This window comes from Gammaproteobacteria bacterium (genome assembly GCA_003696665.1).
In the GTDB taxonomy this organism is placed as follows: domain Bacteria; phylum Pseudomonadota; class Gammaproteobacteria; order Enterobacterales.
The window spans coordinates 1-9,368 of sequence record RFGJ01000121.1 but is presented as its reverse complement, the minus strand read 5'-3'; the positions used below and the strand labels follow the sequence as shown (position 1 = coordinate 9,368).

Sequence of the window (9,368 nt, the reverse complement as noted above, 5' to 3'; positions counted from 1 at the left end):
GAACTGGCCAAGGGTCATATGCTTGCTGATGTTGTGGCGTTAATCGGCACCATGGATATTGTATTCGGGGAGATTGACCGCTGATGAATACGAACGCGAAACAAAACCTCGAGCGAATGATCGGCTCTGATGCTGTTGCCGAACTCGATCAGTGGGTGGCGAAGTATCCTGAAGATCGCAAGCGTTCTGCGGTGATGGCGGGTTTGATGATTGCCCAGCGGCAGAATGGTGGTCATCTCACTACGGAACTGATGGATGCCGTGGCCGATTACTTGGAAATCCCGCACATAGCGGCGTATGAAGTGGCGACGTTTTATTCCATGTATAACTTGGAGCCGGTAGGTCGCCATGTCATCAATGTATGCACAAACATTTCCTGCATGCTGCGTGGCAGTGATGATTTGATCGCTCATATTGAAAAGCGTTTAGGCATCAAGCCGGGCGAGACCACAAGCGACGGACAGTTCACGTTGCGCGCGGTTGAGTGTCAGGGGGCGTGCGTTGGGGCCCCGATGCTTGAAGTCGATCATGAGTTTCATGAACACATGACGCCCGAAAAGCTAGACGCTCTGATAGATAAGCTCGCGCAACCGGCCCAATGAGGAACTAGCCATGTCTGTACAAGTATGCTATCGAACCTTAGGTCTTGAAGAGCCGTGGTCGCTGAAGGCCTATGAAAGTGTGGGCGGTTATCAGGTTTGGCGTCGCATTCTGAAAGAAAAAACGCCGCCTGAACAGATTATTGAAGAACTGAAAAAATCTGCTTTAAGAGGACGTGGAGGGGCTGGATTCCCGACCGGATTAAAGTGGAGCTTCATGCCCAGAAATTCGGATGTTCAGAAATATGTATTGTGTAATTCCGATGAGGGCGAACCGGGAACGTGCAAGGACCGCGACATTTTGCGCTATAACCCGCATCAGGTGATCGAAGGCATGGCCATTGGTGGCTATGTGATGGGTGCGACGGTCGGCTACAACTATATTCGAGGCGAATTCTATGAGCCGATTGCCCGTTTTGAAGCGGCACTGAAAGAAGCCTATGCTGCAGGCCTGCTGGGTAAAAACATCCTAGGTTCGGGCGTTGACTTTGATTTGTACACCCACTACGGGGCCGGTGCCTATATTTGCGGCGAAGAAACTGCACTTGTCGAATCGCTCGAAGGCAAAAAGGGTCAGCCGCGGTTTAAGCCGCCATTTCCTGCCAACTATGGTTTGTACGGCAAACCAACAACCATCAATAACACGGAAACCTATGCGTCTGTTCCGGTCATTCTGGAAAAAGGCGGCGACTGGTTCCTTTCGCTTGGCAAGCCGAACAACGGTGGCACAAAAATTTTCTCGGTCAGTGGCCACGTCGAAAAGCCCGGCAACTTTGAAGTCCCATTGGGCACACCATTTAAAGACTTACTGGCAATGGCCGGTGGGGTCTGGAAAGGGCGCAAACTAAAAGCGGTCATCCCTGGTGGATCTTCCACGCCCGTTCTGCCTGCCGACATTATGATGGAGCTCACCATGGATTACGACAGTCTCGCCAAAGCAGGTTCAATGCTTGGCGCGGGCTCTGTTATCGTCATGGATGAAACCACTTGCATGGTGCGCGTGTTGGCGCGATTGGCGGAGTTCTATCATGAAGAATCTTGTGGCCAGTGCACGCCGTGTCGTGAAGGCACCGGGTGGCTAGCGCGCATGCTGCATCGGATCCTTGATGGCAAGGGGCGTATGGAAGATCTGGAAGCCCTTGACCGGGTGGCTGGCAACATTAGAGGTCGGACAATCTGCGCCCTCGGTGATGCCGCGGCGATGCCGGTTCAGGGCATGCTCAAGCATTTTAGACATGAATTCGAATATTACATTCAACACGGTCGCAGTTTGGTCAACAGTTAGTCTTTAGCGTTGTATCAACCACTGAGACCCCTGATTGGAATGGGATAGAAGCGATGGTGAACATCGAAATTGACGGCAAAAAAATCGAAGCCGAAGCGGGTTCCATGATAATTGAAGTGGCCGATGCGAACGGCGTATATATCCCGCGCTTTTGCTATCACAAAAAATTGTCCGTTGCCGCCAATTGCCGGATGTGCTTGGTCGAGGTGGCCAATGTGCCAAAACCGGTGCCGGCGTGTGCCACACCCGTTGCTGACGGCATGATTGTGAAAACCAAGTCGCCATTGGCGCGTGCGGCACAAAAGGCGGTCATGGAATTTCTACTGATCAATCACCCGCTAGACTGTCCCATTTGTGATCAGGGTGGCGAATGTGAACTTCAGGACTTGGCGCTTGGCTATGGCGAAGATGTCTCGCGTTACACCGAGCGCAAACGTGTGGTGCGCGACAAGGACATCGGTCCTTTGATTGAAACTGAGCTGACTCGATGCATCCATTGTACACGCTGTGTCCGCTTCGGCACTGAAATCGCCGGTATGCGTGAGCTCGGGATGCTGGGGCGTGGCGAATATTCGGAGATTGGCACCTTTGTCGAAAAGTCTGTCGAGTCTGAAGTCTCCGGTAATATCATTGATCTGTGCCCTGTCGGCGCATTGACGGCGAAACCGTCGCGGTATCAGGCGAGGCCTTGGGAGCTCAATGCACATAAAAGTGTCGCCGCGCACGACTGCCTAGGAAGCAATATTGAAATTCATACGCGTCGCGGTCGTGTGATTCGTGTCGTGCCGGCAGAAAACGAGTCAATCAATGAAGTGTGGCTATCAGACCGCGATCGTTTTTCTTACGAAGCGATTCACAGTCCACACCGATTGCAAGCGCCAATGATCAAAGAAAACGGCGCCTGGACCACAGTGGACTGGCATACGGCGCTGTCCAAAGTTGTTGGCCGACTGAACGAAGTGTTGTCCGCCAATGGTGCTGATGCATTGGGCGCCTTAGCGTCGCCATCAAGCACCACCGAAGAATTGTATTTGTTGCAAAAACTCGTACGGGCCTTGGGCTCACACAATATCGATCATCGTCTACACCAGACCGACTTCTCACTGGATAGCGTGGGCCTCCATGCGCCTGCTCTTGAGTTTGGTGTGGATACGCTGGAACGCCTTGATGCCACTTTATTAGTCGGCAGCAATATCCGCGTGGAACAGCCAATCGCGGCATTGCGCTTGAGAAAGGCGACTCGCAATGGCCAGGTCTTTGCGCTTAACCAAGAAGACTATCCTTTCAACTTCAAACTGGCCGGTAAGCGCATTGTGAGTTCAAAAGATTGGTTGGCAGAGCTTGCCAACATTGCCATGGCCCTTGGGTCTGATAAACCATGGATCACAGCGTTGGCCGGGACGCCAACCGCAGAGCATCAAAGCATTGCCGATGCATTGAGAGCTGGCGAAAACAGTGCGGTGATTTTGGGAGGCGTTGCCCAGTCGCACCCTGCATTTGCGGCTTTGATGGCCATGGCGAAAGAGATTGCGAGCCTTTCCGGTGCCCAATGGGGGGTGCTATCGCACGGCGCAAACGCAGTGGGCGCGCATGTGGCTGGCGCATTGCCAATAAGCGGAAACGAACAGGCAATTGGCAAAAATGCCAAACAAATTATTGACCAATGTCGTGCGTTTATTTTGCTTGGCTGTGAGCCTGGACGAGACAGTGTATTTGGCGAGCAGGCTGTGACCGCGCTCAAAAACGCTGATTTTGTGGTGGCGTTAAGTGCCTTTGCGAATGGTGAGTTGCGTGATTATGCCGATGTTCTGCTGCCAATCGGTACATGGGCGGAGACATCGGGCACGTACTACAACGCATGTGGCCAACGACAAACCTTCCAAGGTGCGATTCCACCCGTTGGCGAGGCGCGACCGGCGTGGAAGGTGTTGCGTGTCCTTGGCAACTTTATGGAGCTCGAAGGTTTTGACTACACCTCGACTGAAGAGATTATGGCAGAACTCGGCGAACGGGCGATTCCGAAACTGTCAACCTGGCCAACCTTTGAGTCGGTTGATTGCACGGTTGACACCGTAAAAGAGTGGTCAATTTATGACACAGATATGATTGTTCGCCGTGCGAAGTCACTGCAAATGACAACTGCCGGTGAAGCCAGCAGGGGGCTTGAATAATGTCGGACTTGACCAGTATGTTCATCGATCTGCTGTGGATCGTTCTTAAAATTGTCGCGATCGTCGCGCCATTGATGTTGGCTGTTGCCTACACCACCTATGCAGAGCGAAAAATTATTGGATATATGCAGCTCCGCATTGGACCAAATCGCGTTGGTCCGAGAGGCTGGCTTCAGCCGATCGCAGACGCAGTCAAACTGTTAATGAAGGAAACGATAATTCCGACCGGTGCGAACAAGGCGTTATTTGTCGTTGCGCCAATACTTTTCATTGGTCCGTCGCTGGTCGCATGGTCGGTGATCCCCTTCGACGTTGGGATGGTCTTGGCCGACATCGACGTTGGTCTGTTGTTTTTGTTAGCCATGACATCCATTGGTGTCTATGGCGTCATCATCGCAGGTTGGGCTTCTAACTCAAAGTATGCATTTCTTGGCTCACTGCGAAGCGCCTCACAAATCGTATCCTACGAGATTGCCATGGGCGTTGCCTTGGTCGGTGTGTTGCTTATGAGCAAAAGTTTAAACCTCACCGATATTGTGATGGCACAAAGTGGCAATATCTTTACGTGGAATTGGCTGCCACTACTGCCACTTCTCGTGGTGTACTGGATTTCTGCGGTAGCAGAAACAAACCGCGCACCATTCGACTTGCCTGAAGGCGAATCAGAGATCGTCGCTGGCTTCCATGTTGAATACTCAGGCATGACGTTTGCTGTTTTCTTCTTGGCCGAATACGCCAATATGATTTTACTTTCGGTCCTGACATCCTTGATGTTCTTTGGCGGCTGGTTATCGCCTTTCCAGGGTATTCCTGTGTTGGGGCCATTGTCTGAGCACGTGCCTGGCATCGTGTGGCTTTTGCTCAAAGCCAGTGTGTTTGTCTTTATGTACTTGTGGTTTCGCGCGACATTTCCGCGCTTCCGATATGACCAAATCATGCGTCTCGGCTGGAAAGTTTTTATTCCGGTCACCTTGGTTTGGCTCGTTGTCGTTGCAGTGATGGCAAAATTGCAATGGCCTGCATTCTGGTTTAATTGATAGCGAGGGCAACAAATGAGCTTTTTGCACAATTTCTGGCATACATTCAGCCTGCAGGAGCTCCGCAAGGGATTGGCGCTCACCTGGAAATACATGTTTGCCAAGAAAATCACCGTTCAATATCCAGACGAACGTACGCCTTTGTCTCCGAGATTTCGGGGGCTCCATGCGCTACGCCGCTATCCTAACGGGGAAGAGCGTTGTATCGCCTGCAAATTATGCGAAGCTGTTTGCCCAGCGCTTGCGATCACCATTGAGTCCGCCCCTCGTGAAACCGATGGACAGCGTCGCACTACGCGCTACGAAATCGATCTCTTTAAGTGCATTTTTTGCGGCTTTTGCGAAGAGTCCTGTCCGGTGGACTCCATCGTTGAGACAAGGATTTTTGATTATCACTTTGAAAATCGTGGCGAAAACATCATGACTAAGGCCAAATTGTTGGCCATTGGCGATAAATACGAGGCGCAGATTGCGCAAGACAAGGCAGCTCAAAAAGATTATCGCTAACGACCAAACGGGAACAAAAAAATGACAGTTGAAAAACTTATCTTTTATGCCTTTGCGTCAGTGCTGATATTGTCGGCATTGGCAGTGATTGGGCTACGCCACTCGGTAAAGGCAGTTTTGTCGCTGGTCGTCACATTTTTCTCAGCGGCCGCTTTATGGCTAATGACACAAGCTGAGTTCCTGGCAGTGTCCCTTGTTTTGGTCTATGTCGGCGCTGTATTGGTCCTTTTCCTCTTCGTCGTGATGATGCTGGACGTCGATTTTGCGGCCATGAAGGAAGGGTTTGCAAAAACATTACCATTTGGCGTGGCTGGCGCTGTTCTCTTTATGGTGGCGCTCTACCAACTTTATCACACAGACTTTTTCAAAAATACGACCGTCGCGCCTGTGCCTGAAAATTACTCCAATGTTCGGGCCTTGGGGGATGTATTGTATACCCAATATTTTATCGCCTTCGAACTTGCGGCAGTCATTTTGCTCGTGGCGATGGTGGCGGCTATCAGCTTATGTTTCCGAGGCGTGCGTCAGCGGAAAGTTCAGGATGTTGGTGAACAAGTCCGGGTGCGCAAAGAAGAACGATTGAAGATCGTCAGGATGCCAGCCGAGAAGCGTGAGTCAATGCAGGAGGACGCACAATGATTACCTTGGCGGATTATTTGCTTGTGGGCGCAATTTTGTTCGCTATCTCGGTCGCTGGCATCGTCATCAATCGTAAAAACGTTATCACTTTGTTGATGTGTGTCGAACTCATGCTTTTGGCAGTCAACACAAACTTTATTGCGTTTTCACGATTTTTAGGCGATCTCACTGGTCAGGTGTTTGTGTTTTTCATTCTCACCGTCGCGGCAGCTGAGGCGGCGATTGGATTGGCAATCCTGGTTGTGCTGTATCGCAACCGAAGCACGATTGACGTACAAGAACTAGACGATCTTAAGGGCTGATGGTCATGGAAAATATTCTCTTGGCAATTGTCTTGGCGCCGTTGGCCGGTTCTGTTCTGGCAGGTTTGTTTGGCAAGCAAATTGGCCGAGCCGGTGCCCACTGGGCCACAATTCTTGGCGTGGCTATCTCGTGTGTGCTTTCGGCCTATGTGTTCAAGGTGATCACCATTGATGGTATGGATGCCATCAATTACACGGTGTACAAGTGGGCACAGATTGGAGGGTTAGAATTTCAGGTGGGCTTTTTGATTGATTCGCTCACCGTAATGATGATGTTGGTGGTGACATTTGTCTCGTTGATGGTTCATATCTACACCATCGGCTATATGCACGACGATCCGGGTTATCAGCGCTTTTTCAGTTACATTTCGCTCTTTACCTTTTCAATGCTGATGCTCGTCATGGCCAACAACTTCTTGCAGTTATTCTTTGGCTGGGAAGCCGTTGGTTTGGTGTCATACCTTTTAATCGGTTTCTGGTTCAAAAAGCCGACCGCCGTTTACGCAAACCTCAAAGCATTCTTGGTCAACCGAGTGGGCGACTTCGGTTTCTTACTTGGCATCGCAGGCGTACTTGCCTATTTCGGTTCGTTGAATTACGCCGATGTTTTCGCGCGTGTTCCCGAAGTCGCGGCGCAAGCGCCCACAATCAACCCTTGGGGAGAGGCGCAATGGAGTGTTTTGACGTGTATCGCGATTTGTTTGTTTGTTGGCGCGATGGGCAAGTCAGCGCAGGTTCCTTTGCATGTCTGGCTGCCTGATTCCATGGAAGGCCCCACGCCGATTTCGGCCTTGATTCATGCCGCCACCATGGTGACAGCGGGTGTCTTTATGGTGAGCCGTATGTCACCCATTTTCGAGCAATCAGAAGTGGCGCTTAGCGTCGTGCTCGTCATTGGTGCGACGACGGCGCTGTTTATGGGTTTCCTTGGCGTGGTGCAAAACGACATCAAACGGGTGATTGCTTATTCCACACTCTCCCAACTTGGGTATATGGTCACCGCACTCGGGGCATCTGCCTATGCGGCCGGTGTATTCCACTTAATGACTCACGCCTTCTTTAAAGCCCTACTTTTCCTTGCGGCAGGTTCCGTCATCATTGGCATGCACCATAAGCAGGACATGCGGGAGATGGGAAACCTGAAAAAATATATGCCCATCACATACGTCACCTGTCTAATTGGCTCGCTGGCTTTGATCGGGACCCCTTTCTTCTCGGGCTTTTATTCAAAAGATATGATCATTGAGGCTGTCCATCATTCTAACCTGCCGGGTTCTGGTTACGCCTATTTCGCCGTGCTCGTGAGTGTATTTGTCACAGCACTGTATAGCTTCCGCCTGATATTTTTGGTTTTCCATGGCAAAGAACGCATGGACGCTGAGACCAAGGCACATCTGCACGAATCGCCAGCTGTGGTTTGGGTGCCGTTGGTTCTGTTGGCGATTCCGTCGGTCATTATCGGCGCCTTATATATTGAACCGATGTTGTTTGGTGATTTCTTCAAGGACGCCATATTTGTGAAGGAAGAGCATAACGTCCTCGCAGAGTTGTCGGGGCATTATCACGGTGCTGTGGCAATGGCGCTGCATGCGCTGAAGACAGCGCCATTCTACCTCGCGTTGGCAGGTGTCGTAATGGCCTACATCGCCTATATCCGCATTCCGACACTGCCCTCAAAAGTTGCCGCCGCATTAGGACCAATCTATCGAATTCTGGTTAATAAATATTATTTTGACGATGTGAATCAGGCTGTATTTGCCAATGGCGCCGTGGCAACAGGCACCGTTTTATGGAACGTTGGCGATCGTGGTCTGATCGATGGCGTTGCGGTCAATGGCAGCGCTCGCTTGGTTGGGCGCATTTCCGCTTGGCTTCGGACAATGCAAACTGGCTACTTGTACCATTATGCATTTGCTATGTTGGTTGGCTTGCTCGGGTTTGTTGGCTGGCTCTACTTCGGTTGAGCCACCAATTTGGATATGAACAATAACTGATACGTGGAAACCACTATGCCAGTACTGAGTTTATTAATCTGGGTCCCGATTGTCGGTGCATTGATGACGTTACTTTTCGCAGGGGAGCGACACCCACAGCGAGCGAAGTGGACAGCTCTGGTCGTGTCCTTGGTGACCTTGGCGCTGACAGTACCGCTGTGGACGGATTTCGACCGAAATACGGCTGCGATGCAGTTTGTTGAGCGCATCGCGTGGCTGCCGTCGTTGGGGATTGAGTATTGGTTGGGAGTGGACGGCTTTTCCATGCCCATGATTGTCCTGACCAATATTATCACAGTGTTGGTAATACTCGCGGGCTGGGAAGTGATCAAGGATAGGCCCGCCTTCTATATGGCGTCCTTTTTGATAATGGCCGGGCTAATGAATGGCGTATTCGCCGCGTTAGACGCCATTCTGTTTTATCTATTCTGGGAAGCTATGCTTATCCCGATGTTTCTGATCATCGGGATCTGGGGTGGGCCAAACCGCGTCTATGCGACGATAAAATTCTTTCTCTACACCTTCTTTGGTTCCGTATTCATGTTGGTTGCGCTGATTTATATGGGGATCAAGCAAGGCAATTTTTCAATACTTGGCATGCATGACTTGCCTCTCTCATTGGAAGCGCAAACTTGGATATTCTTTGCCTTTTTGTTGGCATTTGCGGTCAAAGTCCCAATGTGGCCGGTGCATACATGGTTGCCCGATGCGCACGTTGAGGCGCCAACAGGCGGGTCGGTCGTGTTGGCGGCGATTATGTTGAAGATGGGCACCTACGGCTTCTTGCGCTTTGCACTGCCAATCACGCCAGATGCAGCGGCCGAATATGCTTCG

At 51.1% G+C, this 9,368-nt stretch carries 10 protein-coding genes; all 10 read left to right on the top strand.

Features of this window, described 5'->3' with window-relative positions; translation table 11 throughout:
- On the top strand, window positions 1–84 hold an 84-nt coding region (locus tag D6694_03840), incomplete at its 5' end, for a hypothetical protein (GenBank protein ID RMH46155.1).
- Entirely contained in the window at window positions 84–602 is a 519-nt protein-coding gene (nuoE, locus tag D6694_03835) for an NADH-quinone oxidoreductase subunit NuoE (protein ID RMH46154.1), read from the top strand. The genes D6694_03840 and nuoE, both read left to right, overlap by 1 nt.
- A gap of 10 nt (window positions 603–612) precedes the next feature.
- Window positions 613–1,884, top strand: a complete 1,272-nt coding sequence (nuoF, locus tag D6694_03830; GenBank protein RMH46153.1) for an NADH oxidoreductase (quinone) subunit F — start codon at window positions 613–615, stop codon at window positions 1,882–1,884.
- 53 nt (window positions 1,885–1,937) lie between these two features.
- Entirely contained in the window at window positions 1,938–4,055 is a 2,118-nt protein-coding gene (locus D6694_03825) for an NADH-quinone oxidoreductase subunit G (protein ID RMH46152.1), read from the top strand.
- Between the two features lie 17 nt (window positions 4,056–4,072).
- On the top strand, window positions 4,073–5,092 hold the full coding sequence (gene nuoH / locus D6694_03820) for an NADH-quinone oxidoreductase subunit NuoH (protein RMH46156.1): 1,020 nt from the start codon (window positions 4,073–4,075) through the stop codon (window positions 5,090–5,092).
- Window positions 5,093–5,107: 15 nt separating this feature from the next.
- Window positions 5,108–5,599, top strand: coding sequence for an NADH-quinone oxidoreductase subunit NuoI (nuoI, locus tag D6694_03815; GenBank protein ID RMH46151.1), 492 nt, complete (start codon window positions 5,108–5,110; stop codon window positions 5,597–5,599).
- A 21-nt stretch (window positions 5,600–5,620) separates the two neighbouring features.
- On the top strand, window positions 5,621–6,238 hold the full coding sequence (locus tag D6694_03810) for an NADH-quinone oxidoreductase subunit J (GenBank protein RMH46150.1): 618 nt from the start codon (window positions 5,621–5,623) through the stop codon (window positions 6,236–6,238).
- Entirely contained in the window at window positions 6,235–6,540 is a 306-nt protein-coding gene (gene nuoK, locus D6694_03805) for an NADH-quinone oxidoreductase subunit NuoK (GenBank protein ID RMH46149.1), read from the top strand. The genes D6694_03810 and nuoK overlap by 4 nt, the downstream gene beginning before the upstream one ends.
- Entirely contained in the window at window positions 6,537–8,504 is a 1,968-nt protein-coding gene (locus D6694_03800; GenBank protein ID RMH46148.1) for an NADH-quinone oxidoreductase subunit L, read from the top strand. The genes nuoK and D6694_03800 overlap by 4 nt, the downstream gene beginning before the upstream one ends.
- 45 nt (window positions 8,505–8,549) lie before the next feature.
- Window positions 8,550–9,368 (top strand): NADH-quinone oxidoreductase subunit M (locus D6694_03795; protein ID RMH46147.1); only part of this gene is annotated, 819 nt, incomplete at its 3' end.